Consider the following 24,402-nt stretch of genomic DNA (forward strand, 5'->3'; position numbering starts at 1 on the left):
CTCCTCTTTGTTTAATTTTAATAAAAACGTCTACTCTTCAATAAATAACTAAAGGCGTTATATATGAAAATAGCAATGATAAGTAGCAAACTGAAACTTTGATTAATTCCAGTAGTAATTGAATAAAGCCCAATTACTACAATGGCTAGTATCAATATTGATAAGTTGATTGCATATGTTTTAAATAATGCTATTAATTCTATATGGCGTTCACCTTCATCCAATATTTCCAATCGCTTTTCAGTGTAATTCTTATCTGCAATTTTTGGCATTCTGTCATCAAATCTTCTATTAAACAGTGTAAATTGTGTATTGAAAATACCACTAGCAAAAAATGGTATTAAAAAGAATAGTATTCCATTTGCTTCAGCTTGTCCTACCACAAAAATAAGCAACACTAACAAGGCAATAACTGTCTGTAGAATACTTAATATACTTCCATTTAAAACATGACGATTCGCAAGCAATTCATATTGATCTGTTTCTTCGTTATCTACCTCTTCATCTACAAGTCGCTTATACTTCAATGCACGTCTTTGATTCATCAAAACAATGATTTCTATTAATATGATGATCATAGTCGCAACAATCGATATTACAACGACATTGTTACGCGTTGCGAACGTCAAATTCTCAATACCCAATCCATCAAAGTTACCTAAAATTCCACCTATGATACCACCTACAAGTCCACCTAGTAAAAGATATCCGATATATCTTAGTATTTTCATGCCTCATCCTCCTCAATAATAAAAATAGTTTCCACTTTTTCATTGAAGATACGAGCAATCTTTATTGCAGTTAATACCGATGGCATAAAGTTGTTTCGCTCAATTAGCGAAATGGTTTGTCTTGAAACACCCGCTTGTTTAGCAAGCTGCGTTTGGTTTAAGCCATCTCGTGCTCGTAATTCTTTCAATCGATTACGCACATCGCATCAACTCCTTAATTACACTGTAAATGATATGCGTCTTTTTGACAACTATATTTGTCAAAACTACACAAAAAAAATATAAATGTCCACCTATGTATGACATTTTGAAACAAACACCTCAACGCCTACAAGTCATAATTGTTTACTTTCGTTACACCTTCCTGCATAATTAACAGCATTCTAATTTTAGTATGATGCACACATTTTCACTAAATCAAACCATTCAAAGGAGACTATTATGGCATTTACATTATCTGCAATCCAACAAGCACATCAACAATTTACTGGTGTTGATTTTCCAAAACTATTCAAAGCATTTAAGGATATGGGTATGACGTACAATATTGTTAATATTCAAGATGGCACAGCAACATACGTACATCAATCAGAAGATGATATCGTTACGTCATCTGTAAAAAGTAATCATCCTGTCGCTCCAAGATCAAATCAATCTATCGTTCAAGATGTATTAACTAGACATCAACAAGGACAAACAGATTTCGAAACATTTTGTGATGAAATGGCTGAAGCTGGCATTTATAAATGGCATATCGATATTCAAGCTGGTACTTGTACTTATATCGACTTAAAAGAACAAGCTATTATTTCAGAATTAATACCTCAGTAAGTTGTGTTTATAGCAATATTTTAATTATTATATAAAATTTGTTGATAATCATTATCGTTCGGTATAAAGTAAATACTATATACTACTTATGAGTGAGGTTGATTATCATGATAACTAACACTTTTATTTTAGGCATCACAGGTCCAACAAGTCTTGTCGTCATTAGCATTATCGCTTTAATTATTTTTGGTCCGAAAAAATTACCACAATTTGGTCGTGCTATCGGTTCTACTTTAAAAGAATTTAAATCTGCAACAGAAGATTTAGATAAAGAGTCTCACGATACACCCAGTAAGGAATCGAAGCAACAGCGAGAGCAATAGTACTGATGATACATTAATGGTTCACTTTAGCGAACTACGCCATCGGTTAGTAAAAATTTTATTGTCGTTCGTCATTACGGTCATCGTCGTATATGTTTCATCATTTTGGTGGATGACACCATTCATAACGTATATTACCCGTGCACATGTGTCCTTACATGCATTTTCATTCACAGAAATGATCCAAATATACGTGATGATTATATTTTTCATCACGTTTTGTTTCATTTCACCAGTCATGTTTTATCAATTGTGGGCATTCATTGCACCTGGATTACATAATAATGAACGTCAATTTATTTATAAATATAGTTTTTTTAGCGTGTTATTATTCTGTGCTGGCGTCGCTTTTGCATTTTATGTTGGCTTTCCAATGATCATTCAATTCGCGTTAAAATTATCATTAACTTTAAACATTTCGCCAGTCATTGGCTTTAAAGCATATTTGATTGAACTCATACGTTGGTTATTCACATTTGGCATTCTATTTCAATTACCAATATTATTTATGGGTCTTGCAAAATTCGGTCTTATAGATACATATTCTTTGAAACATTATCGTAAATATATTTACTTTGCTTGCTTTGTGCTGGCGAGTATCATTGCACCACCAGACATAACATTAAATATATTACTCACATTGCCACTCATATTGCTCTTTGAGTTCAGTATGTTCATTGTTAAGTTCACATGCCGCGATGAACCACCAACGCAATGACCTTATACGAATCAATACTGCAATACTCACAATGCAACAACATCACAATAGCCAATAAAAGAACAATGAAGCACCTCAGATTATATCAATACTGCAGCTAACTAACATTGCGTTAATCAGAATACAGCATCGGATTAAACCGTGATATCCACATCTCTGCAATGCAACGAGAACCAACAATGCCGCGATATCTGCAATGCTACGATAATCCGCCATACAGCAACAAAAAAACAGGCACTCGGCCTGTTTTTTATTTTTTAAATTTAAAGATTAAGATAGCAACTACCATAATATAGGTAGCTTGTGCTATCAATGGTTCATAACTTGGGTAGAATCCCAACCAGTTAATCGTTGGGAATCCTTCAATAACATGTCTTGGCATCGCACCTAATAATTGTAACTTTTGAATACTTACGCCAAGCATTTTGAATCCCATAATAAAAATAAAAATCGACAATACTCTAAATATATAGAATATAGGTATCAATCTGACGATAAATCTAAATAATAGCGCAAAGACAATTAATATCACAATGGCCAAGGCAATACCTATGACAAAATCTTTGGTCGCTAATTCGCCTATCATTCCCATATAGAAAATGATAACCTCAACACCTTCACGCAACACAGATATTAAACCAATCATCGCTAACAATACCAAATTACCATTACTAATCGCATTGGCATACATATTTTTAATCATATCATTCCAGCGTTTCGCATTCGAACGTTTATGCATCCAAACACCAACGATAAACATTAATATGACCGCAACGATACCTAATCCCGCTTCCATACTCTCACGAAGCATACCGCTATTCCCTAGTGTTTCTACGAATGTAATTGCTAAAACGATACTCAATACAAGTCCGGCAATTGCACCACCAATCACACTTGCAGTACCCTTCTTATCTTTGACATTACGCGTCATAGTAGTCAATGTCATTACAATTAATAACACTTCTAGTCCTTCACGTAAAAAGATAATCATCACATCGACGAAGCTATAACTATGGCCAACAACCTCTTTAATTTGGTTATTTAAATCTACTAAGCCATCTTTCACATGTGCTTTATTATGTTCGTCTAATACACTTTGATAATATGGTATTTTATCTTCAATTTTCGTATACAAAGCACCGTCTTTAGTTTGAATTTGCCCTTCAACATACGGCCAAATTTCTATAAAATGTGTAAGCACAGCATCAGCATCCGACAATTGATTGTTGTCGATAGCTTTAATCGCCTTCTCTAACTCATCATTTAATTGTGATACATGGTATTGATCATTTGCAGACGTATCACTTTTTTTATCGACATGATCAATATTTGATTTAAAAGTTGTCCAAGCATGTGACACTTTTGCCGTATCTAATGGTGACTTATGAATTGCAATTCTAAGTTGTAATAATGCGACTTCAATTTGTCCATATTGATTTGCGTCATAATTGCGAATCACTGTTTCATTACTAGTCCAAATCTGATTCAAACTATTGTTCAAAGATTCTAATTCCGCTTTATTTTTGTCTTTAATCGCTTTTGTCATCGCTGCATCTTTGGCATCGACTTGCTGTTGTAATAGTTTAATTTTAGAACCCGCATCTTTACTAGCCAATTTCTCTTCATAAGCAATTAATGACTTCGTTAATTGCGAAAGTGTATCTTTTTTATCATCATTCGCTTTTGCATCTTCAAGCTTTCTCACATTTGATTTGACAGCATTACCTTCGCTATTATCTTCAAGCGATAATTTCTTAACTGCACTTACCACTTGCTCAATTGCTTTCTGCTTATTGTCATTCGATATCGAATTATTAGAAAGTGCAGATTTCGCATCCGTTATCACACTATATACATCACTAATACTTTGTTGTTCTGCTGCCTGACTTTTCAATAACCCAAAGTTACACACCATAGCAGCAGTAATTAGCATTGCTATAATTTTAGTCAAATAATGTTTCACCAAGGTATCCTCCCTTACTAACACCTGGTAATACTAAAAATGAAGCAGAACCTCTATGTGTAATGTATTCATTTAACTTATCATTACTACCTAAATTGTTTTGAATATCGATAAATTGTTGGGTCGCTTTTTGAAAAGCAATGAACAACAAGCCTGTTTCGAAGTTACCTGTGCGGTCATCCGTACCATCAACATAATTAAAGGCTCTACGTAAAATTGACGTATTTGCTTCTTTCGCTAGTCTCGTATGGGCATCTTTATCAATAATATACTCGCCATGACTATCTTTCGCTTTTAAGTCAATTTCATCAAACTCTTTCCCACCTGTTAACGGTGCGCCACTATGTCGCTTGCGACCAAATGTAGCCTCTTGTTCTTCCAGTGCAGTACGATCCCACGTTTCAATGTGTATTTGAATACGTCTGACAACACAATAAGTTCCATGTTTCGCCCATCCGTCATCAATAAACACATAATCTTTAAGTTGATTACTCTTTCTAGGATTAATTGTTCCATCTTTAAATGCCATTAAATTTCTAGGTGTTTCCTTACCTTTAGCAGAGATAAAACCAGATTGCGACCAACGTACCTTAACAATATCTCGAAATGGACGAACTAAATTATGAACCGCATGAAAGGATACTTGCGAATCATTTGAGCATGCTTGAATCATAATATCACCATCGCTGTAATCGTCTATTAACTGATCATTCGGAAAATGCGGTAAATCTTTAAAGGCATCGGGAATTTTACTAGATAACCCAATTTTCTTCATCAAAGACTTACTAATTCCAAAGGTAATCGTTAACTTGCTTGCACCTAATCCAATCGATTCACCAGTATCTACTGGCGGCATTAAAGGATTGTTACTGGCCTTGCCAACTGTATCACCATCCATCATACGATCAGCCATAACCGTCCACTTTTTAAACATTGCCTTAATTGCATCTCTATCTTTTGACTTCAAATCTAATGCAACGAAATTGCATGTTTTTTGCGTGGGTGTGGTAATGCCTGGTTGCACTTTACCATAAAATTCATACGCATCTTTTTCCGGATCTTCTGGTGTATTGAACATTGATTTGAAAGACCACATGCTACCAACACCACTTGCGCCAATTGCAACACCGGCACCGCCAATACCTAACATTTTCAAAAATGTACGTCTTGAAAATTGCGTACTATCGTTAACTTGTTCATAATTTGTCATTCAGTAATCACAGCCATTTTACTTAGTGGCTCTCCTAATGCATTAACAGCATCCGCAAATGCTTTACGGTCTTTCTTCGATACTTTTTCAAATGACTCATAACCGCCGTTGTTATCTTTATATTTATCCAATAATTGATTCACTTTATCGAAGTTCATTTGAATATCATCACTTAATTTTTTATCTTTTTTCTCTAAAATAGGTTTGAATAAGTCATAAATTTTTTGTGCGCCTTCAACGTTCGCTTTAAAATCATATAAATCTGTATGTGAATAAATTTCTTCTTCACCTGTGATTTTAGAAGTTGCAACTTCATTTAATAGGTCAACAGAACCTTGTAACATTAATTTTGGTGTGATATCTAATGTATCAGCTTTGGCATGCAATTCTTTTGCATCTTTCAATAATTGTTGTGCATCTTTTTTAGTCACATCATCAATTTTCTTATCTTCGTATAATGCTTTTTCAATCTTATGATATCCTGACCATTCTTTTTCCTTTTTCTCTTCTTTCATATCTGCAAGACGTGCATCAATTTTAGGATCTAAATCTCCAAATGCTTCTGCAACTGGTTCAGAGCGTTCATAATACATACGAACTTTTGGATATAACGCTTTTGCTTGGGCCATATCATTATTTTCAATCGCTTTAACAAATTTTTCTGTACCTTTTAAAAATTCATTTAACTGTTCATCAGTATATTTATCATATGCTTTTGTTGCTTGTTTTAATTCTGCTTTAACACCATCATCTTTTTTCGATGTCTTTGAATCATCCTTCTTACTATCGTCGTTCCCACATGCAGCAATTAATAATGTTGATGCTAATAATAGCGTTGTTAACTTTTTCATTTTGACACCTCATTATAGAAATTCTATTATCCCCATAGACATGCCCTCATTCGTACTATCTCACACTCCCTAAATGCCAAGATAATACGTGGCTCTTAAAATGATGATTTTAAGGCATCCTCCCATGAACATTATCTAGTTGATAATAATTATCAAAATCATTATATTGTTATAAAATAATACTGTCAACAACCTTTTTAGTTTGAAAATAAATAAAAGAGTAACACTTATATGTAAGTCATCACTCTTTTGTAGTCTGATTTATCATCCTTCATTATATTCTGATTTTAATAAACTATAGATGTAACTCGATGAATAAATACCATTTAGTAATTCATTGTCACGTAACATACCTTCTCTAGTAAATCCCAGCCTTTCAGGAATAGCTTGACTTTTTTCATTATTAACTGCGGCACTGATCTCAATTCGATTTAGGTCAATCTCATCGAAGCAATACTTTATCAATGCCTCAACTGCTTGTGTCATAATCCCATGACCCTCAAATTGTTTATCTAAATAATACCCTAAAGAAGTTTTTCTGTGCATGTGATTAATTTCATGTAAACCGATGACACCAACTAGCGTTCCTTCATACCAAATGCCACACTGAAATCCATTACCATCAGCAAATTGCAAAAGTCCTCTTTTAATAAATGCACGCGTATCTGATGGTTGCTCAGTTGCATCTACCCAAGGTAACCATTCCCTAAGTGAATTTCTTGAACGATTGACTAAATTGAAAAGCGCTTCTGTGTCATGGGCTTCTAAAATTTTTAATCTTATTTGTTCATTCACTTTCATTCCAAACATACCATCACACCCTCATTTATTTTTCATATAATTTTGTAAATTATCATAATAATAACATATTAATATTACGCATTGTATCTTAAATTTGTTGTCCTTCCCCAACTTGCATTGTCTGTAGAATTTCTTTTCGAAATTCTCTATGTTGGGGCCCCGCCAACTTGCATTGTCTGTAGAATTTCTTTTCGAAATTCTCTTTGTTGGGGCCCCGCCAATAAGCGTTGTAGTGCCTATTACTTTGGTTGATGTCCAAGTTTCCTATCACACAACTTAAATTAATCACTACTTTATTATTCATTCCAAATTTATATTTAAAAATACGACAAAACAGTGCTAAAATGCTATTAAAGGAGGCACTGCTCATGGCATCATTGAAAAATAAGCATTTTATGATTGGACTATCATTAACATTTATAGTCGCATTATTTAGCTTTTTAGCAGCTAAATTGCCAATCTTAGATAAGGTTGGCGCATTAACTATCGCGATATTAATCGCTATTCTATATCGTCACTTTAGAGGATATCCTGAACAATATAGCTCAGGTATTACGTTTTCATCTAAATATTTATTAAGATTTGCAATCATCCTATATGGACTTAAACTCAATATATTCGATATTATCGGTCAAGGTAGTAGACTATTAGCCATCGATGTAGGTGTCGTTATTTTCAGTATTGTAATGATGCTCTTTGTCAACAAACTGTTGCATGGTGACAAAAACATCGCATTATTACTAGGTGTAGGTACAGGCGTTTGTGGTGCTGCCGCTATTGCTGCAGTAGCCCCAATATTCAAATCACGTGAAAAGGATACAGCTATTAGTATCGGTATCATCGCATTGATTGGTACGATATTTTCACTTATATATACAGCTATCTACGCTATCTTTTCAATGACGACAAATGTTTATGGCGCTTGGTCCGGCGTTAGTCTTCATGAAATTGCACACGTTGTCTTAGCTGGTGGCTTTGGTGGTAGTGATGCACTTAAAATCGCACTGCTTGGTAAACTTGGTAGAGTATTCTTACTGATTCCATTAACCATCGTACTTATTTTAATTATGCGTTTCCGTTCATCAGAATCATCTAGCAAGGGCCGAATAAGCATTCCATACTTTTTAATTGGATTTGTCATTATGGCCTTAGTGAATACATATGTAACTATTCCATCAGTATTGTTAAATATTTTAAATACTGTATCAACAATTTGCTTATTAATGGCCATGGTTGCTTTAGGGTTAAATGTTGCATTTAAAGATCTTAAAAATCGTGCACTTAAACCGCTTATGACAATCATTATTACCTCAATATGCTTGTCATCACTTGCCTTTATCGTCGTTCACTGGCTATATAATTAATATGAAAAGACGCTCAAACACATACAAATTTAGTGTGCCGAGCGTCTTATTTTTATACTTTAAAAGTCGTATTGGTTGTTTTCTTCTTCAAGCACTTGTTGTTGTACTTTGGCAGTTCGCATTGTGGATTGTGCCAACGCTTTTAAACGAAATACAACATCATCATTGACAATTTGTTGATTTGAAAAGTCCCTCTCTTCAATGAATACATACGTTTGCATCGTATGTGCTTTCATGTAACTCAATATTGGTTTTAAATGCATTTCAGGAATTAAATAATGTTTACTAGAACCTGCTGTCGCTACAAGTCCTATTACCTTATCGCGAAACGCATTGACCGGAAGTAAATCAAATACATTTTTCAAAGCACCAGGGATGGAAGCTTGAAAAATTGGAAAACCAATAAAAATCACATCAGCCTGCATTAACGACGTCGTTAATTTATATACATCTCCTGTAGTATCTAGATAATTCTTTCCAACACTAAATTCTAATTCAAGTTCTCGTAAATCCATCAACTCTATTTGATGTCCCTCATTGATGACTTCTAGTTCATTTTTTAAATCATCCATAGCAATTCTCGTTTTAGAACCTACTGTGGAACCTGACAATAATACAATATTCATGATGACGCCCCTCCTATTTTGATAAATGCTTTTTAATCGCCGGTATAATGTCGTTGCCAATTAACTCAATATTCTTCATAACATTTTCAAATGGCACACCGCCAAAATCAATCTGTGCCATAAATCGTTGATGACCATACAACTCGTGTTGATACAATATCTTTTCAATAATTTGTTGCGGGCTTCCAACCATTAGCGCTTCTCTATAATCTGGTGAATTAGCAAATTGCTGTTTCGGATAACCAACGCCACGAATAAATGACATCCCTGTATTCAAATGTGGATAAAATTCTCTCATAGCATCCTGAGTTGTTTCAGCTGTATAAAACAGACTCGCTGTACTTACTGCTAAAGACTTAGGCGAAGCATCGAAACCTGCTTCAGTTGCCGCTTGACGATAAGCATCTATAGAACCTTTAAAGTTCATTGCTGGGCCACCAAGGGTTGTAATCATCATTGGCACACCTTGTTTTCCCGCTTTGATAGCACTTGCAGGTGGACCACCAACAGCACGCCATATTGGCAATGTATTATCAATTGGTCTTGGGAATATTTTCATATTTCTAAGTTCTGGACGATATTTTCCAGACCAAGTAATACGTTCAGTTTTATTTAACTCTAAAAGTAAACCTAATTTTTCTTCAAACAATTCATCATAGTCTTTTAAATCATAGCCAAACAAATCAAAAATACCTGTTCTTGATGCTCTACCAGCCACAATTTCGGCTCTACCATGAGAAATCAAATCTAATGTCGCGAAGTCTTCAAATACTCTTACAGGATCTGTTGCACTAATAATCGTTGAAGAACTTGAAACTTTAATATGCTTTGTCGCTTGGGCAATTGCACCTAACACAACCGTATGTGCCTGTGTTGTAAAATGCTCCTGATGACTTTCACCAACTGCAAAAACATCAATACCTGCTTCATCTGCTAATTTACTTGCTTCAATAATTTCATTAATACGTTGCTCATAACTAACTTTTTCACCTTTAAATGGATTCAATAAATGATCACCTAAGGAATACAAACCAAACTCAAGAGGCGTATTTTTATTCATTTCTAATTTTGCCATTAAACATTCTCCTTTATATTTCGTGTAACTTACTTTCAATTTGTTCACGTTCTGCTTCTAAAAAGTCAGGCAAGTTCAATTGACTTCCTAATTGTTCAACAGGTGTATCAATAGTAAATCCAGGCGCTTCAGTCGCAAATTCATACATAATTGAATTATGGCGATAGTATAATGATTTAAAGAAATAGCGATCAATTATACCTGAATTACTTTGTGGTTGTTGTTGTAATTTCTTGTAAATTGCATCTAAGTCACTCATTTGTGGTGTATTAACTGCAATATGATGGATATAACCTCGTCCAGGTCTTTCACGTTGTCCCTGTTGCTCAATAACTACAAAATCCGAATATAAACCTTGTGGTGCTAATGTCAGCACATCGAATGCTTTATTATCTCTTTTGCGATAACCTAAGACATTTTCCAAAAATTCTACCGTACGCGCTGCATTTCTAACTCTTAATTCTACTGGCCCTATTCCTAAAATTTGATATGCTTGAGGTATTTCACTATAAGCGTTATGTTGCCATTGATGTGGTACTTCAAAACTATCATTAACAAGCAGTATGATTTCTAAGTCGTCTTCATCTTTAAAGACAACACCTTCTTGTCCAAGATAGTACAAATGTTCAGACTTAATACCATTATTCTCAAGACGTTTTTCAAAATAATGAAGTGCCGCTTGATTTGGTACTAATAATGAAAATCGATAAATCGTTTCAGTACCTGGCTGCTTATGACCCGCATTGGGAATTTCAAAAAAACTTAAAATTGTTCCGGCTGTACCTACTTCGTCCCCATAAAACAAATGATACATTGAAGGATTGTCTTGATTAACCGACTTTTCAACCAATCGTAATCCAAGGACATTTGTGTAAAAATCCTTATTACGTTTTGCATCTTTTGTATACATGGATATGTGATGATGCCCTACTATATTCATACTATCCCTCCTATTAGTATAAATTTTATACCAACTTACATAAAAAAGATAGTTATATGCCATTTACCCCTTTTCTGCAAATAAAAATATGTTTGCACTCATTCGTAGATACACATCTAGTATGTATAACGACATAATAATTGCATAATTATAAATTTATGTGTGGCAATTTATTTTTTCTAAATGTTTATAAAATAATTCAAAAACTAAATCTGCAAGATTTCACAAAAGTATATTGACAACGCTTTCATACATGTCTAATATAAGTTTATCGCACAAAATGCATATAAATACATATTAAGGAGGATTTTATGAATTTTCTTAAACCTGCAAAGCATATTAAGCCTTTGCCAGAAAATCAGATAGATGATACCTATAAACGATTACGTCTCCAAGTATTTCTTGGTATTTTCATCGGTTACGCTGGGTACTATTTATTACGTAAAAACTTTTCATTAGCGATGCCGGCATTGCAAGAGCAAGGTTTTACAAAAGCGGAACTAGGTTTTGCACTTTCTGCTGTTTCCATCGCATATGGATTTAGTAAGTTCTTTATGGGTACTGTAAGTGATCGGAGCAATGCTCGGATATTCTTAGTTCTTGGATTAGTACTCACTGCTATCGTCAATTTGTTAATGGGATTTGTACCGTTCTTTACATCAGGTATCGGTATTATGTTTGTCCTATTATTCTTAAATGGATGGTTTCAAGGTATGGGCTGGCCACCTTCAGGCCGTGTTCTCGTTCACTGGTTTAGTGTAAGTGAACGCGGAAGTAAGACTGCCCTTTGGAACGTTGCGCATAATGTTGGTGGAGGTATTATGGCACCTATTGCTGCTTGGGGTATTACAACAACAGCATTTATCAACTTTGGTTATTTAAAAGGTTTCGAAGGTGTATTCATTTACCCTGCACTCTTAGCACTTATCATTGCCGCAATTTCATACGTATTGATTAGAGACACACCTCAATCTCAAGGTTTACCTCCGATCGAAATTTATAAAAATGACTTTGCTACAAGCGATAAGAAAACATTAGAAACAGAATTAACTACAAAAGAAATTTTATTTAAATATGTACTGAACAATAAATGGGTATGGGCAATTGCCTTTGCAAATATATTTGTTTATTTCGTGCGTTATGGTGTACTTGATTGGGCGCCAGTCTACTTAAGTGAAGAAAAACATTTCGACTTAAAAGCATCAGGTTGGGCATACTTCTTATACGAATGGGCTGGAATTCCTGGTACATTATTATGTGGTTACATTTCTGATAAATTATTCAAAGGTCGTCGTGGACCTGCAGGTTTCTTCTTTATGTTAGGTGTCACAGTATTTGTATTAATTTATTGGTTAAATCCTCCAGGCAATGCTTGGTTAGACAATGTCTCATTAATTGCCATTGGTTTCTTAATATATGGACCAGTTATGTTAATTGGTTTACAAGCATTAGATTATGTACCTAAAAAAGCAGCTGGCACAGCAGCTGGATTAACAGGATTATTTGGTTATCTGTTTGGTGCTGTAATGGCCAACATCGTCTTAGGTGCTGTAGTTGATAAATTCGGATGGGATGTCGGTTTTATTTTATTAACAGCAATCAGTGTGTTTGCAATGTTGAGCTTTATCCTCACTTGGAATAAAGTAGGACAAGAAACCGTTCATCATTAAATGATTAAAAATAAAGTCATATGGTTATCTTATCGAAAGATGATATATTCATCTCTTATAAGTTCAACCATATGACTTTTTAATTAGTATTCAAAAAAATATTTACATTGCCAGTTTTGTGTTTGCTCTGCTCTTTTATTCAATTGATTACACCACTTAGGATAAACTCTAAAAGCCATCTTACCTTTATGTTCAAATGTAGTTAAGATGCCTTTTTCTACCAATAATTCTCTAGGAAATAAGAAATAACCGCTTAATTCTTCATCAATAACTATAATCATTAAGTAATCTGCAAATGCCTCTTTTGAGTATGGTTGATTACAATTGTTCTCGTCTTTTGTCCAACATGTAACAAAATACCCTGCTTTAGTCGGTGTTTTCTTAGCTAACCTACTTTGATATGTTTCCTCTTTAAAGCTAAATGTTAATGCTTCGTAATCTTGATTATATTTTTCTTCAGTTAAATCTTTAACTTCTGATTCTTCACTAAAAATATATTTCAACAGTATTTTAGATTTATACATATGCCAATCTCACTTTATTTTTTCATAATCGTATCATATATTTATTTTTTCGAAAATTACACTTCCGACCGAAATATACTCAGCGAGAAGTGTACGAAATATTTAACCTTCTATTAATTCAGATGTATCAACTGTCAAACGATCACGTAATAAATAGACGATTAACATTGCTGCTAAAGCACAAAGTGACTCAGCAATTAATAATGACCAAATGACACCTGTTAGTCCAAACAAAGCATTCATAATAAATAATACAGGAATGATAATCGCACCTTGTAAAATGGCCATAATTGTAGCACCGCGACCTTGACCAGTTGCTTGAAGCATACCAGTAAACAAGAAACCTATACCATTTAATAATAATGATGTCATTGTTACTTTCAAAATAAATGTCGCCATCTCAACAATGGCTTGATCAGTAGTAAATAGTCCGACCATATGATGTCCAATTGTAAATACAGCAATCATACATACAACAAAGATAACGCCGATAGACATGATAACTGCTTTGATAACGTCTTTCATACGCCCTTTATTTGACATAAAGTTATATGCAATTAATGGTACAACACCTTCACATAATCCCATGATAATAAGTTCTGGAAATTGCACAAGTCTAAATGAGATACCATAACTTGCAATCGCGAAGTTTCCATAATGTGCTAAAAATAAATTTAAAACTAATCCTGTGAATCCCATTAAGATACTCATTAAAAATGCAGGAATACCTATTTTAAAGATTTCAGAAAGCATTTCTTTATTAGGTTTCGCAAGTTTAATATTAACTGACACAACGTCACTATTTTTCATAAAATAAATGATAAAGAACAGAGCAGCAGCAACATTACTGATTGCAGTACCCAAAGCTGCACCAACAACGTTTAAATCAAAACCAAAAATTAAAATTGGATCTAAAATAATATTTAAGCCTACACTAGCTAACATACCAATCATAGAAATCATTGGTGCCCCAATTGCACGTGCAAATTGTTCTAATATGAAGAACAAAATTACAAAAGGTGCACTTAAAAACATTACTTTCAAATAATTACTTGTTAAAGCTAACGTTTCACCTCTCGCCCCTAAAATTGCTGCGATTTGATCACTGAATGGTAAAGCAACTAAAATTACGATAAGTCCTAGTGCAATACCACCATAAATAGAGAAACTACTTACAAATTCACTCTTACTATAGTCTTTCGCACCTAATAAACGTGAAATATAAGTTCCTGCACCAACGCCAAATAAATTACCCAACCCCATTAAGATAGCAAATACTGGCAGTGTTAGTGAGATAGCAGAAATCATGTGGCTATCTTCTAAAAATCCTATAAAGTAAATATTTAATATGCCATAAATAACGCTTAATAAAGTCCCTATCATCATTGGCAATGAGAAATGCATCATCGCTTTAAATACTGGCGATTTCTCAAAATAATATAATTGTTCGTCTTTCATTGTTCAATACTCCTTGTCTTTTCCGATAATTAGCTTACTAACAATTAGATATCTAACTATAACATTAAAGATAAAGTGACTGATTTCTACCAGTCACTCTACCATTTATTGTAAACTAGATAACATTTTCGTTAAGTTTGCTTTCATTTGTTCATTTTCTTCTTCAGATAACTGCGATACGAGTGTTTGCTCCATTTCATCAAATATCGAAGTGAATGCTTCTACAAGTTTAATCCCAGAGGTAGTCAGTCCTATATTCTTTCTTCTCGTATCTTGTGCATCGATATAGCGATAGATCAGCTTTTTACGTTCAAGGTTCCTTAATAAATTACTGACAGTTGGACCTGTTCGTTGTAATGCTTTAGCAATATCATTTTGTGTCAGTCCATCTTGTTGATGTGCATAAAGATAACCTAACGTATGACCTTGCTCATTTGTAATATCAAATTGCTCTAACTTTTGATCAGCCTTTTGTTTCATCTCATGACTAATCATTCTAAATAAATACGAATAAGTGAATTCCATTTATTGCACCACCATTTCGTTAGATGTCTAACTAAATATACTGCGACATTTTTAAATTGTCAACATGAATATCTAATTTATTTTAAAAGTTCCTATAAAATCTTGCATCATAAACATTTTGATATGCAATTTTTCGGATTAAAATATGAAAGAGATTGCATATCTACGCTTTTAAGAAATCGCTTACAATTACAAATAGGAGGATATTACGTTGTTAAGTTATAGACAAATCGAAATTTTGTATCTTTTAATTCATGAGCAAACGTTTATTCCAATCAATACCATTGCTAAGCAACTTGGTGTATCACCTCGTACCATTCAATATGATATAGCATATATTGAGCAATATGCTGAAACTTATCATTACCAAGTCAGCCGTAATAAAGCTGCAGGCATCAAAGTAACAACAGCTAACACAACGATATTAAATGAATTAGAGCACAATCTAACGAATCAAATTCATTTTTCAAAAGATGAGCGACTCACACATATCGCTTTAAAGTTATTCGAAACAACTGATCCTGTTTCAACAAAGCAACTTGCACAAGATGTTAATGTTTCGCGTCGGACAATTGCAGATGATATTAAAATGATTCAAGCCCAACTAGATCAATACCATTTAAAGTTAAATTATGTCCACAATAAAGGATTCAATATTATTGGTGAGGAAGATCATTATCGTAAAGCGTATGCACACTTTATACATCAATATATGAAACAAGCTGCACCTTTTATAGAGGCTGATATCTTTAATTCAGAATCAATCGCATTGGTTCGCCGTGCCATTATTAAGACATTAAATAGTGAAAATTATCATTTAGTTCAGTCGGCTATCGATGGCTTAATCTATCATATACTCATTGCCATTCAGCGTCTAAATGAAAATTTTTCGTTCGATATACCTATCAATGAAATTGATAAATGGCGACATACTAATCAGTATGCTATTGCTTCAAAAATGATAGAAAACTTAGAACGCAGTTGTAATATCACATTTCCAGAGTCTGAAATTATCTTTATCACGTTACATTTACTAGGCTCTAAAATGACCGAACATACAGCATCTTCAATTACCTTTGAATACCATGATTTATCGCAAAATATACATGAATTGATCACTTGTGTTAGCCAAGAATTAGGCATTGATATGTCAAAAGACAACAAGTTGCATACCAGTCTGATCACACATATCAAACCAGCTATACATCGTATTAAATTCGATATGCTACAACCTAATCCTTTGAGGCAAGAAGTTATGCGTCGCTATCCTCAAATCATTGAAGCCGTTAGCAAGCATATTAGCCCAATTGAACAAGATGCTGCTATTCGCTTCAACGAAGATGAATTAACATACATTACAATTCATTTCGCATCAAGTATAGAGCGTGTTGCAACACATAAACAATCAATGATTAAGGTTGTCTTACTATGTGGTTCTGGTATAGGCACGTCGCAACTTTTAAAATCAAAACTAAATCATCTGTATCCTGAGTTTCACATTTGGGATGCCTATTCCATTTATCAATTGGAAGAAAGTCGATTATTGCAAGATAACATTGATTATGTCATTTCAACAGTACCTTGTGAAATCTCAGCTGTACCAGTTATTCATGTCGATCCATTTATCAATCAGCAATCTCGTCAAAAATTGAATCAAATTATCAATGACTCAAGAGAACAACGAGTCATGAAAATGGCAACTGATGGCAAGTCACTCGCAGATTTATTGCCTGAACATCGCATCATTATAAATAAACAACCATTATCAATTGAATCGGCAATTACAGTGGCTGTGCAACCTTTAATCAATGATGGCATTGTCAATTCAAATTATACAGCTGCAATTTTAAAACAATTAGAACAATTCGGGTCATATATGGTCATTAGTCCACATATTGCACTTATTCACGCTGGTACTGATTATGTACAGAATGGTGTAGGTTTCGCACTAACTTATTTCACTGAAGGGATTATTTTTGGTAGTAAAGCTAACGATCCCGTTCACCTTGTCATTACATTAGCAACGGACCACCCCAATGCACATTTAAAGGCATTGGGACAGTTAAGCGAATGCTTAAGCAACGACTTATATCGACAAGATTTCTTAGATGGGAATATTTTTAAAATTAAACAACACATTGCTTTAACTATGACAAAGGAGGTTTAATAACGTGTCATTAGACATTTTGTCAACAACACGCATCATTGTAAAAGAACAAGTAAATGATTGGACTGAAGCTATAACTATAGCTTCTCAGCCATTACTACAAGAACAAATTATTGAACAAGGCTATGTTCAAGCAATGATTGATAGCGTTAATGAACTTGGACCTTATATCGTTATCGCACCTGAAATTGCAATTGCACATGCAAGACCGAACAATGACGTACATCAAGTTGGTTTAAGTCTATTAAAGTTGAACCAACATGTGGCATTTTGTGATGAAGATCACTACGCATCACTCATTTTTGTATTGAGTGCCATCGACAATCATTCACACTTATCTGTATTACAAAATTTAGCAACCGTACTGGGCGATAACCAAACAGTCCAGCAGCTATTAACTGCAACAAACGCACAAGACATTAAAAATATTTTAAAGGAGCATGATTAATATGAAAATTTTAGTAGTATGTGGCCACGGTTTAGGAAGTAGTTTTATGGTAGAAATGAATGCACAAGAAGCGCTTAGGCAACTTAATGCACCATCTGATATCGAAGTTGAACATAGTGACATTATGACAGCAAGTCAAGAGATGGCTGACTTGTTTATTTGTGGTAGAGATTTAGCTGAAAATGCCGGACGTCTAGGGGATGTCTTAGTTCTTGATAATATTTTAGACAAAGCTGAATTACAACAAAAGCTCGCAGAAAAATTACAACAACTTAACATGATTTAAAGGAGGTACGACCTATGCAAGCAATCCTTAATTTTATAGTCGATATTTTAAGTCAACCAGCCATTCTTGTTGCACTGATTGCCTTTATAGGTTTAATCGTTCAGAAAAAACCTGCCGCAACAATCACTTCAGGAACCATTAAAACGATATTAGGCTTCTTAATTTTAAGTGCAGGTGCTGATGTCGTCGTTCGATCTCTTGAGCCATTCGGCAAAATATTCCAACACGCATTCGGTGTGCAAGGTATCGTACCTAATAACGAAGCTATCGTCTCACTAGCCTTAAAAGATTTTGGAACAACAGCTGCACTCATCATGGTCTGTGGCATGATTGTTAATATTTTAATTGCCCGCTTCACTAATTTAAAATATATCTTTTTAACAGGTCATCATACATTTTACATGGCTGCGTTTTTAGCAATCATTTTAACAGTCAGTCATATTAAAGGCTGGCTAACGATTGTTATCGGCGCACTCGTATTAGGATTAATCATGGCAGTCTTACCTTCATTACTCCAACCTACGATGCGAAAAATTACAGGGAATGATCAAGTAGCGTTAGGTCATTTCGGCTCAATCAGTTACTTTGCCGCAGGTGCTGTAGGTCAATTATTCAAAGGTAAGTCTAAATCAACGGAAGAGATTAAATTTCCAAAAGGCTTAAGTTTCTTACGAGAAAGTACAATTAGTATCTCGATTACGATGGCATTACTTTACTTCATCGCATGCTTATTTGCGGGCGTTAGTTATGTACACGAATCTATTAGTAATGGTCAAAACTTTATTGTCTTTTCATTAATTCAAGGCGTGACATTTGCTGCTGGTGTATTTATTATTTTAACAGGCGTTCGCTTAATCTTAGCTGAAATCGTCCCAGCATTTAAAGGAATTTCTGAAAAGCTTGTACCAAATTCTAAACCTGCATTAGACTGCCCTATTGTGTTCCCTTATGCACAAAATGCAGTACTAATTGGATTCTTTGTCAGCTTTATTACAGGTGTCATTGGTATGTTTATCTTATTCTTATTTGGTGGCGTCGTCATTTTACCTGGCGTAGTTGCACACTTCTTCTTAGGTGCAACGGCTGCTGTATTCGGTAATGCAAGAGGCGGTATTAAAGGTGCTGTTGCTGGTGCCGCTCTAAATGGTATCCTAATAACGTTTTTACCATTATTATTCTTGCCATTTTTAGGTGAATTAGGTGGTGCTGCAACAACATTCTCAGATACAGACTTTTTAGCTGTCGGTATCGTGTTCGGTAACGCAGTAAAATATATGGGATTATTTGGTGCGATTCTATTTATTATTATCGTAGGTGCAACAGCAATTTTATTAAAAGGTCGTCAAAAGCCACAGCAATAGTGTTAACGTAAAAATATAAAACACCGTCACATATTGAGTGAATGCCCCTTTTATCAAGAGGAAAGCCACTTACTTATGGACGGTGTTTTTGTATTATATTAAATAATGTTTAACGAGGGTGCGACATTAACGCCTAAACAATATTAACTTAAAATCATCTCAACCAATGATTCAACCGTAACATTACCAAAATAATAAACGATGTCTAATTGCTTTAACTGATGCGTTAAATCTTCTCTTGTCATTTTTGTTCCTTGTAATGCTTGTTCCACATCTTTTATATCACCTTGTCCAAAGAAATCACCAAAAATTCTACAATCTGCAATACGATTTTGTTCAACAGAAATGGTAATATCTACAGTACCTGATGATAATCTTTCACTTCGATTATATTCATATTTAGGTGACTTCCCATAATTCCAATCCCAATTTTTATACTTTTTACTCGCCAATTCTTCAATCGATTCCCAATCTGCATCAGATAATTCGTATCGTTTCGCCTCTTTAATGTCATCGATTCCCAAAATCTGCGTCACCATTAAATTTTTAAATTCTTCAATGGTTATATCCCGATACTTTTCATCCAGTGCTTCTCTAAGATGACCAACACGTGCACGCACAGATTTAATCCCTTTCGATGCAATCTTTTTGCGATTAGGCTTTAACACTTTATCCATTGCTTCATAATTAACATCAAGTAATAGCGAATAACCGCCATAAATACGATTGTTCATTAATGTCATTGCGGCGCCTGACACTTTTTTACCATTCAAGGTTAAATCATTTCTACCGCTTTGTATCACATCTGTTGCACCTAATGTATGCAACGCTTTTATAGCTGGTTGATAAAATCGTTGAAAATCACCATAAATTGAAGTGTCTTGTTCTAAAATACAACACATATTAACGGCACCTTTATCAACATACACAGCGCCACCACCAGTATCTCGGCGAACTACTTGAATACTATGTTTATCTATATAATCTTGATTCACTTCTATAGCAGTATTTTGAAAACGTCCAATTTCCACTTTTGGATCACAATAATAAGGAAATAAAATATCTTCATCTAAAAAGATATTCTGGTTAACATAAACTTGCATAGCGAGTGCAATCGCACCATCAGTAATATATTCTCCATTCCTAATCGGTTCTATTAAGTACATCTTCTGTCTCTCCAATGTTGTTATTTTTCGTTGTGCTGTCGTTCCGGAGTGCTGCTGTAATCAATGTTGAGATATCATCAGTCAAATGTATGGTACGTTCTTGAATTGAACTCGGAATGCGATATGCCTTTTTATTCATCGTCATATAAAGGGCATTTTCATTTTTACGTGTCATACGCTGAAAAGGATGCTTCACAAATTGTGGTGTAGTATAACCAATTCCAATTTCCAAATACAACACTTTATCATCTTGATGTTGCTCTAGAAAAGCATTATAACGTTGTAGTTGCGCATGAAATTCAGCATCTTCAACCATGCCAACTTCCGCTTTACGTTTATTCACTTCCATTGGGGCATCACATTTTGGACATCTTGGAATCATCTCCCAAGGTATAAGCATATCTTGTTGCGCAACAACCATTTTACGAATTAAATCATCATTGCGATACGTTTGAGCATGACAATGCTGACTACACTGTTGCAGTATATACTCCCCTTGTATATGAAATACATGAGTCATATCATATTCAGCAGCATCGAAAGCATTGTCTGCATTCGTAGTTATGATATGGTACTGTTTACCTTCCACTAAAGATTTTAATGCGAGATAAGACTGACCTACAGGTTGATCTAAATAGTTTAATGTAATAAAACGACTCTCAAATGCCCAATACTCTTGCCAACTGCCATAAGGATGTAAACTCGCTTGCAACATATCAAAGAAGCGATATTTTTCAATAAAATCTGGGAAATTTTCCGTAAAACGCTCTCCTACATATGTAAATCCGTCAGATGCAGACATGCCTGCACCAATTCCAATCACTATCGCATCTGCTTCATCAATCGCAGTACGCAATACTTCAGCCTGCTTTGTCTTGTCATCTATTAAAAGAGACATTGCATTCCATTTACTACTCTGCATCACGGTTAAATGCCTCCTTATACAGTTGTAAATCCTTATCTGTAAATACATTGAACACGACTTTCAATGTTGAATTTGTTTCTTTGAGATAGCTTTCTACTGTTCGAATAGCAATTTCTGCTGCTTCATCTTGAGGAAAAGCAAATACACCTGTAGATATACAGCAAAAAGCGACATGATTTAAACTATGTTGATCAGCAAGCTTAAGACAGCTCAAATAGCATTTAGCTAACAAGTCCTGATTCATCTTTGAAACAGGCAATCGACGTATTTGCGGACCAACCGTATGAATTATATACTTTGCTGGCAAATTATATCCACGTGTTATTTTGGCTTTACCTACAGCTTCATTGCGCCCTTGTTGTCGAATAATCTCTGCACAATCAAGTCGAACTTGAACACCCGCTTTTGTATGAATAATATTATCAATGCAGTCATGATTAGCTTGCATACATCCTAGAAAACGACTATTTGCAGCATTAACAATAGCATCGATTTTTAACGTCGTGATATCACCTTGCCAAACAAAGATATTGTCACCTTTTATCGGCTTCAAATCTTTCAAATCCGTAACATGTTGACGATTCAAATCATTTAACAGAGCATCTTGTACAGCTAAATATTCATCACTTACAGGTAATGCCGGTCTGACATTTGCTAAACCTCGATATAATTCCCACAAATCTTCAAATGAAGATGGCATTACCAATACGTCATTGTCATTTCTCTCTCGACGCATATCATTGATTAAATATTCAAGTCTCGCTTTATTTGATTTTAACGTTTCCATTTAAGCCTCCGGTAATGCTAGGAATGCTTCTTTATCGACATCATCCAATTTGAACAACCAATTTTCTTCTGGTTTTTCAGAGTTTAAAATTGTCGGTTCTTCTTCCGCTTTTGTATTTCGCTCAATAATCGTTCCTGACAATGGCGTTTGCACATCAATGACCGTTTTCGATGCTTCGATACTCACAATTTCATCATCCACTTTAACTTCATCTGGACTCACGAATTCAACATAACCTACTGTCCCAATATCATCTTGCAATTCAGGTGTCATACTAAACACATACAAATCTCCTACTTTTTCTACCCATAAATAATTGGCTAACTTTTTCATCTTATCTTCATCCTTTCTCTTCTATTTAAAATGCTACAAATAGATTTCCGCGAGTAATTTTAATGTTTTACAACGCTGTTCAATGCCTGGAATAAGCGGTGCTACTAACACCTCATCAACTTCAAACGTAGCAATGAAATCATCTAATTGTGCTTTAACCTGTTCTTGTGTGCCTGCAATGATGCGTGCTTGATGTGCTTGAATCATCTCTTTGTCTCGATCATTAAGCTTATACTTTTGCGCTGTGTCTACTGAAGGAAAATGTTCAAATTCTGCAAATTGTAATTTACCTAATAACCAAACATCTAAGGCATGTTGCAATGCTGCTACTTCCGCTTCGTTATCAGCTACAATGACAAATACAGATGCCATCACCTTTGCGCCCATTTTAATCGTTGATGCTTGGAAATATTTTTTGTAAATATCAATGTTATCCTTCGCTGCATGTATCGCATTTATATCTGGTAGCAAAAATGTTCCAACAGAAAGCCCTATACCTAGTTCGGCCGCTATTTTGGCAGATGTTGCGCTACTACTTAATAACCACATTTCTGGAAAATGATCAATGTGTGGTTGGACACCTAACGTATGCGCACTTGGTTTATCCTTTATTGTAAGATAATCACGTAATAACGAAATCGATTCATCGTAACTATCATATGTAGGATTTATTCCATCTAAAGCTTGCTTTACCATAGTAGTACCTGGATTATTACCAATACCTAAATCAATACGATTTGGATATAACGCTGTCATCATTCTAAAATACTCAGCAATTTTATAAGGTCGATAGTGCGGCAACATCACACCACCAGAGCCAACTCGTATGTGATTTGTCTGCGCCAATGTATGCATCATCAAAAGTTCTGGACTACTACACGCAAACGCTGGTACATTATGATGTTCCGTAAACCAAATTCGCTTAAAGCCAAGTCGATCTGCTAATTTTGCAAGTGTCACTGAATCTTGCAATGCCTTTTGTGCATCCTTACCTTCATCTATTAAGGCATAGTCTAATACGCTTAATTTAACCAATCCGTCATCTCCAAACTTATCCTGTCATGTCAAACCGACATAACATTTTAACGTTCTTAATACCATTCCCTCTTCATATACCCACGTATATGATAACGTTTTTCAATTAACTTTTATATCTTTTCGCTTTTATTTTTCTTTTTCATATTTTCAGACCTACAAATGCCATTCATTAGTTTAATTTTAAAAATGCTTTCCATGTACCAATTCTATTCTATCAAGACTGTTCATCATTGATTATTCAGTCTTTCCATGGTACTTTGAAAACAATATTGAATAGAAAA

The 24,402-nt window shown here is 34.5% G+C and carries 27 protein-coding genes; 9 read left to right on the forward strand and 18 right to left on the reverse strand.

The window, feature by feature from the left end; translation table 11 throughout:
* Positions 1 to 17: 17 nt before the first annotated feature.
* Positions 18 to 731, reverse strand: coding sequence for a DUF3169 family protein (locus ACXQH5_RS03920; RefSeq protein ID WP_000698757.1), 714 nt, complete (start codon positions 729 to 731; stop codon positions 18 to 20).
* Entirely contained in the window at positions 728 to 931 is a 204-nt protein-coding gene (locus ACXQH5_RS03925) for a helix-turn-helix transcriptional regulator (protein WP_001246010.1), read from the reverse strand. The genes ACXQH5_RS03920 and ACXQH5_RS03925 overlap by 4 nt, the downstream gene beginning before the upstream one ends.
* 241 nt (positions 932 to 1,172) lie before the next feature.
* Here ACXQH5_RS03925 and ACXQH5_RS03930 point away from each other — a divergent pair, with 241 nt between their 5' ends.
* The 3 genes from ACXQH5_RS03930 (at position 1,173) to tatC (ending at position 2,603) form a co-directional block, all read left to right on the forward strand.
* Entirely contained in the window at positions 1,173 to 1,562 is a 390-nt protein-coding gene (locus tag ACXQH5_RS03930) for a DUF1398 domain-containing protein (RefSeq protein ID WP_000886003.1), read from the forward strand.
* A gap of 98 nt (positions 1,563 to 1,660) precedes the next feature.
* The gene (locus tag ACXQH5_RS03935; protein WP_001794540.1) at positions 1,661 to 1,885 is read left to right on the forward strand and encodes a twin-arginine translocase TatA/TatE family subunit; all 225 of its coding nucleotides are present in this window, start codon (positions 1,661 to 1,663) and stop codon (positions 1,883 to 1,885) included.
* 16 nt (positions 1,886 to 1,901) lie between these two features.
* Positions 1,902 to 2,603, forward strand: coding sequence for a twin-arginine translocase subunit TatC (gene tatC / locus ACXQH5_RS03940; protein WP_001823695.1), 702 nt, complete (start codon positions 1,902 to 1,904; stop codon positions 2,601 to 2,603).
* A gap of 250 nt (positions 2,604 to 2,853) precedes the next feature.
* On the opposite strand, the gene ACXQH5_RS03945 is transcribed toward tatC, so the two are convergent.
* The 4 genes from ACXQH5_RS03945 to ACXQH5_RS03960 all read right to left on the reverse strand — a co-directional run bounded on the left by ACXQH5_RS03945 (position 2,854) and on the right by ACXQH5_RS03960 (position 7,437).
* Positions 2,854 to 4,566: an FTR1 family iron permease gene (locus ACXQH5_RS03945; protein WP_000683710.1), complete on the reverse strand. Its 1,713-nt coding sequence runs from the start codon at positions 4,564 to 4,566 to the stop codon at positions 2,854 to 2,856.
* Positions 4,547 to 5,776 (reverse strand): iron uptake transporter deferrochelatase/peroxidase subunit, encoded by a 1,230-nt coding sequence (gene efeB / locus ACXQH5_RS03950; protein ID WP_000186216.1) that lies wholly within the window; start codon positions 5,774 to 5,776, stop codon positions 4,547 to 4,549. Before efeB ends, ACXQH5_RS03945 begins: the two co-directional genes overlap by 20 nt.
* Positions 5,773 to 6,627, reverse strand: coding sequence for an iron uptake system protein EfeO (gene efeO / locus ACXQH5_RS03955; RefSeq protein ID WP_000737196.1), 855 nt, complete (start codon positions 6,625 to 6,627; stop codon positions 5,773 to 5,775). Before efeO ends, efeB begins: the two co-directional genes overlap by 4 nt.
* 264 nt (positions 6,628 to 6,891) lie before the next feature.
* Positions 6,892 to 7,437 carry a GNAT family N-acetyltransferase gene (locus ACXQH5_RS03960; RefSeq protein WP_000467642.1) on the reverse strand — a complete coding sequence of 182 codons (546 nt, stop codon included), beginning with the start codon at positions 7,435 to 7,437 and terminating at the stop codon, positions 6,892 to 6,894.
* Between the two features lie 359 nt (positions 7,438 to 7,796).
* Between ACXQH5_RS03960 and ACXQH5_RS03965 the strand changes: the two genes are divergently transcribed.
* The gene (locus ACXQH5_RS03965) at positions 7,797 to 8,792 is read left to right on the forward strand and encodes a YeiH family protein (RefSeq protein WP_000157636.1); all 996 of its coding nucleotides are present in this window, start codon (positions 7,797 to 7,799) and stop codon (positions 8,790 to 8,792) included.
* A gap of 59 nt (positions 8,793 to 8,851) precedes the next feature.
* Here the strand turns inward: ACXQH5_RS03965 and ACXQH5_RS03970 are convergent, their stop codons facing one another.
* The 3 genes from ACXQH5_RS03970 to ACXQH5_RS03980 are packed head-to-tail and all read right to left on the reverse strand — an operon-like array spanning position 8,852 to position 11,433.
* Positions 8,852 to 9,418, reverse strand: coding sequence for an NADPH-dependent FMN reductase (locus tag ACXQH5_RS03970; RefSeq protein WP_001028433.1), 567 nt, complete (start codon positions 9,416 to 9,418; stop codon positions 8,852 to 8,854).
* Between the two features lie 13 nt (positions 9,419 to 9,431).
* A complete protein-coding gene (locus ACXQH5_RS03975) occupies positions 9,432 to 10,493 on the reverse strand; it encodes an LLM class flavin-dependent oxidoreductase (protein ID WP_001086101.1) in 1,062 nt (353 codons plus the stop codon).
* A 13-nt stretch (positions 10,494 to 10,506) separates the two neighbouring features.
* Complete coding sequence (locus ACXQH5_RS03980; RefSeq protein ID WP_001028210.1) at positions 10,507 to 11,433, reverse strand: VOC family protein; 927 nt, start codon at positions 11,431 to 11,433, stop codon at positions 10,507 to 10,509.
* 311 nt (positions 11,434 to 11,744) lie between these two features.
* Here ACXQH5_RS03980 and glpT point away from each other — a divergent pair, with 311 nt between their 5' ends.
* Positions 11,745 to 13,103 (forward strand): glycerol-3-phosphate transporter, encoded by a 1,359-nt coding sequence (gene glpT / locus ACXQH5_RS03985; protein WP_001010116.1) that lies wholly within the window; start codon positions 11,745 to 11,747, stop codon positions 13,101 to 13,103.
* Between the two features lie 83 nt (positions 13,104 to 13,186).
* On the opposite strand, the gene ACXQH5_RS03990 is transcribed toward glpT, so the two are convergent.
* The 3 genes from ACXQH5_RS03990 to mepR form a co-directional block, all read right to left on the reverse strand.
* Entirely contained in the window at positions 13,187 to 13,627 is a 441-nt protein-coding gene (locus tag ACXQH5_RS03990) for a MepB family protein (protein WP_000278311.1), read from the reverse strand.
* A gap of 102 nt (positions 13,628 to 13,729) precedes the next feature.
* The gene (gene mepA, locus ACXQH5_RS03995) at positions 13,730 to 15,085 is read right to left on the reverse strand and encodes a multidrug efflux MATE transporter MepA (RefSeq protein WP_000651037.1); all 1,356 of its coding nucleotides are present in this window, start codon (positions 15,083 to 15,085) and stop codon (positions 13,730 to 13,732) included.
* A gap of 105 nt (positions 15,086 to 15,190) precedes the next feature.
* Positions 15,191 to 15,610: a multidrug efflux transporter transcriptional repressor MepR gene (gene mepR / locus ACXQH5_RS04000; RefSeq protein WP_000397413.1), complete on the reverse strand. Its 420-nt coding sequence runs from the start codon at positions 15,608 to 15,610 to the stop codon at positions 15,191 to 15,193.
* A gap of 211 nt (positions 15,611 to 15,821) precedes the next feature.
* On the opposite strand from mepR, the gene ACXQH5_RS04005 reads away from it, so the two are divergent.
* Genes ACXQH5_RS04005 through ACXQH5_RS04020 form a run of 4 tightly spaced genes read left to right on the forward strand, consistent with a single transcriptional unit; the run spans position 15,822 to position 19,872 of the window.
* Complete coding sequence (locus ACXQH5_RS04005) at positions 15,822 to 17,777, forward strand: BglG family transcription antiterminator (RefSeq protein WP_000954247.1); 1,956 nt, start codon at positions 15,822 to 15,824, stop codon at positions 17,775 to 17,777.
* Between the two features lie 4 nt (positions 17,778 to 17,781).
* Positions 17,782 to 18,225: a PTS sugar transporter subunit IIA gene (locus tag ACXQH5_RS04010; RefSeq protein ID WP_000050762.1), complete on the forward strand. Its 444-nt coding sequence runs from the start codon at positions 17,782 to 17,784 to the stop codon at positions 18,223 to 18,225.
* Between the two features lies 1 nt (position 18,226).
* Entirely contained in the window at positions 18,227 to 18,511 is a 285-nt protein-coding gene (locus tag ACXQH5_RS04015) for a PTS sugar transporter subunit IIB (RefSeq protein WP_000699540.1), read from the forward strand.
* A gap of 14 nt (positions 18,512 to 18,525) precedes the next feature.
* A complete protein-coding gene (locus tag ACXQH5_RS04020; protein ID WP_001147991.1) occupies positions 18,526 to 19,872 on the forward strand; it encodes a PTS ascorbate transporter subunit IIC in 1,347 nt (448 codons plus the stop codon).
* Between the two features lie 143 nt (positions 19,873 to 20,015).
* On the opposite strand, the gene ACXQH5_RS04025 is transcribed toward ACXQH5_RS04020, so the two are convergent.
* The 6 genes from ACXQH5_RS04025 to ACXQH5_RS04050 form a co-directional block, all read right to left on the reverse strand.
* The gene (locus tag ACXQH5_RS04025; protein WP_000280816.1) at positions 20,016 to 21,038 is read right to left on the reverse strand and encodes a lipoate--protein ligase; all 1,023 of its coding nucleotides are present in this window, start codon (positions 21,036 to 21,038) and stop codon (positions 20,016 to 20,018) included.
* Complete coding sequence (locus tag ACXQH5_RS04030) at positions 21,016 to 21,960, reverse strand: SIR2 family NAD-dependent protein deacylase (RefSeq protein ID WP_001191930.1); 945 nt, start codon at positions 21,958 to 21,960, stop codon at positions 21,016 to 21,018. The genes ACXQH5_RS04025 and ACXQH5_RS04030 overlap by 23 nt, the downstream gene beginning before the upstream one ends.
* Positions 21,950 to 22,750: a protein-ADP-ribose hydrolase gene (locus ACXQH5_RS04035; RefSeq protein WP_000449065.1), complete on the reverse strand. Its 801-nt coding sequence runs from the start codon at positions 22,748 to 22,750 to the stop codon at positions 21,950 to 21,952. Before ACXQH5_RS04035 ends, ACXQH5_RS04030 begins: the two co-directional genes overlap by 11 nt.
* Positions 22,751 to 23,083 carry a glycine cleavage system protein H gene (locus ACXQH5_RS04040; RefSeq protein WP_000731878.1) on the reverse strand — a complete coding sequence of 111 codons (333 nt, stop codon included), beginning with the start codon at positions 23,081 to 23,083 and terminating at the stop codon, positions 22,751 to 22,753. It lies immediately after the preceding gene.
* 33 nt (positions 23,084 to 23,116) lie between these two features.
* Complete coding sequence (locus tag ACXQH5_RS04045; protein WP_000240072.1) at positions 23,117 to 24,118, reverse strand: LLM class flavin-dependent oxidoreductase; 1,002 nt, start codon at positions 24,116 to 24,118, stop codon at positions 23,117 to 23,119.
* Positions 24,119 to 24,231: 113 nt separating this feature from the next.
* Entirely contained in the window at positions 24,232 to 24,318 is an 87-nt protein-coding gene (locus ACXQH5_RS04050) for a hypothetical protein (protein ID WP_031844969.1), read from the reverse strand.
* Positions 24,319 to 24,402 lie beyond the last annotated feature (84 nt).

The organism is Staphylococcus sp. SA22, assembly GCF_054165785.1.

Coding starts and splice junctions, on each gene's coding strand:
- ACXQH5_RS03920 (WP_000698757.1), bottom strand. CDS start 731: ATGAAAATACTAAGATATATCGGATATCTTTTACTAGGTGGACTTGTA.
- ACXQH5_RS03930 (WP_000886003.1), top strand. CDS start 1,173: ATGGCATTTACATTATCTGCAATCCAACAAGCACATCAACAATTTACT.
- tatC (WP_001823695.1), top strand. CDS start 1,902: ATGGTTCACTTTAGCGAACTACGCCATCGGTTAGTAAAAATTTTATTG.
- efeB (WP_000186216.1), bottom strand. CDS start 5,776: ATGACAAATTATGAACAAGTTAACGATAGTACGCAATTTTCAAGACGT.
- efeO (WP_000737196.1), bottom strand. CDS start 6,627: ATGAAAAAGTTAACAACGCTATTATTAGCATCAACATTATTAATTGCT.
- ACXQH5_RS03960 (WP_000467642.1), bottom strand. CDS start 7,437: ATGTTTGGAATGAAAGTGAATGAACAAATAAGATTAAAAATTTTAGAA.
- ACXQH5_RS03965 (WP_000157636.1), top strand. CDS start 7,797: ATGGCATCATTGAAAAATAAGCATTTTATGATTGGACTATCATTAACA.
- ACXQH5_RS03970 (WP_001028433.1), bottom strand. CDS start 9,418: ATGAATATTGTATTATTGTCAGGTTCCACAGTAGGTTCTAAAACGAGA.
- ACXQH5_RS03975 (WP_001086101.1), bottom strand. CDS start 10,493: ATGGCAAAATTAGAAATGAATAAAAATACGCCTCTTGAGTTTGGTTTG.
- ACXQH5_RS03980 (WP_001028210.1), bottom strand. CDS start 11,433: ATGAATATAGTAGGGCATCATCACATATCCATGTATACAAAAGATGCA.
- glpT (WP_001010116.1), top strand. CDS start 11,745: ATGAATTTTCTTAAACCTGCAAAGCATATTAAGCCTTTGCCAGAAAAT.
- ACXQH5_RS03990 (WP_000278311.1), bottom strand. CDS start 13,627: ATGTATAAATCTAAAATACTGTTGAAATATATTTTTAGTGAAGAATCA.
- mepA (WP_000651037.1), bottom strand. CDS start 15,085: ATGAAAGACGAACAATTATATTATTTTGAGAAATCGCCAGTATTTAAA.
- mepR (WP_000397413.1), bottom strand. CDS start 15,610: ATGGAATTCACTTATTCGTATTTATTTAGAATGATTAGTCATGAGATG.
- ACXQH5_RS04015 (WP_000699540.1), top strand. CDS start 18,227: ATGAAAATTTTAGTAGTATGTGGCCACGGTTTAGGAAGTAGTTTTATG.
- ACXQH5_RS04020 (WP_001147991.1), top strand. CDS start 18,526: ATGCAAGCAATCCTTAATTTTATAGTCGATATTTTAAGTCAACCAGCC.
- ACXQH5_RS04025 (WP_000280816.1), bottom strand. CDS start 21,038: ATGTACTTAATAGAACCGATTAGGAATGGAGAATATATTACTGATGGT.
- ACXQH5_RS04030 (WP_001191930.1), bottom strand. CDS start 21,960: ATGCAGAGTAGTAAATGGAATGCAATGTCTCTTTTAATAGATGACAAG.
- ACXQH5_RS04035 (WP_000449065.1), bottom strand. CDS start 22,750: ATGGAAACGTTAAAATCAAATAAAGCGAGACTTGAATATTTAATCAAT.
- ACXQH5_RS04040 (WP_000731878.1), bottom strand. CDS start 23,083: ATGAAAAAGTTAGCCAATTATTTATGGGTAGAAAAAGTAGGAGATTTG.
- ACXQH5_RS04050 (WP_031844969.1), bottom strand. CDS start 24,318: ATGGAAAGCATTTTTAAAATTAAACTAATGAATGGCATTTGTAGGTCT.